General features: G+C 67.3%; 1 protein-coding gene. It reads right to left on the bottom strand.

What is annotated here, in order from left to right; translation table 11 throughout:
- On the bottom strand, positions 1 to 1,007 hold a 1,007-nt coding region (locus tag IEY36_RS30360), incomplete at its 3' end, for a glycosyltransferase family 2 protein (RefSeq protein WP_188974063.1).
- Positions 1,008 to 1,095 lie beyond the last annotated feature (88 nt).

Below are 1,095 nucleotides of genomic sequence, written 5' to 3'. Positions count from 1 at the left end.
TAGCCGTTGCGTCGTCGCAGCAGGTCCGACGCCCCATCCGGGTCCGGGACGATGGCGTGCTCGACGTTCTCCGGCATCGCGGCACCGGCGCCCGCCGGATCTCCCTGGGCTTCGCCTGGCGCGCAGTAGGTCACGGCGAACCCCGCGTCCAGCATCGTCTTGGCTAGCCATCGGCCCATAGTGCGGCACGCCACCGCGAATGAGCCCTGGACGCGAGGAGCGACGATCAGGACACGGCCCGCTGAGCGACCCCGCATGCGAGCGAGGAGCACGGACGTGCCCGGTACGTGATGGCCGGTCGCAAGCGCCGCCGCGTGGCGCGCCACGAAGCGTTCCCGATTGCGCGTATAGAGATTGATCGCTTCACCAGAGGATGTCGCGCTGCCGTATTCGTAGTGGACGACGCGGGCTGCGGGTTCATAGCCGACGCGGAAGCCGGCTTCCCGGATCCGCATGCATAAGTCGGTCTCCTCGAAGTAGGCGGGGGCATAGGCGGTATCCAGGCCGCCCAGTCGTTCGAACAGGTCGCGCCGTACCATCAGGAAGGCGCCGGAGCAGTAATCCACGTCGCGCCGGAACTGAAATTCCCAATCGGCGGGGTCATGGCCGCGCCCGTAGCCCTCGGTTTGGCCGTTGCTCCAGACAATGCATCCGGCCTCCTGCAGGGTGCCGTCCAGCATCACGATGGGACCGCCGAGCGCGCCAAGGTCCGGCTCGGCGTCGAGCCGCGCGGCCGCGGCGGGAATTGCACCGGGTTCGACACGCGTGTCGTTATTCAGCAGCAGCAGGTACCTGCCGCGAGCGTTCTGCGCGGCGCGGTTGACGCCGCGCAGGAAGTGCAGGTTCTCCGGCTCGCGAATCACGCGCGCGCCGTCGAGCCTGTCGAGCAGCACGCCGGTCCGATCCGTCGAGTTGTTATCGACGATGATGATCTCGACCTGGGGACCTGCCTCCAGCGCCAGGGAACGCAGGCAATGCAAGGTCAGTTCCGCTTGGTTGAAGAGCACGATCAGTATGCTGACGCGCGGCTCCGTGGCTGCCGGAAGGCACAACCGGTCGCCCGCTGCCAGGAATGCATCCAGTTCGCGCCTGCAT

The organism is Neoroseomonas lacus, from assembly GCF_014644535.1.
GTDB lineage: Bacteria > Pseudomonadota > Alphaproteobacteria > Acetobacterales > Acetobacteraceae > Neoroseomonas > Neoroseomonas lacus.
This window is presented reverse-complemented; position numbering and strand designations above follow the sequence as displayed.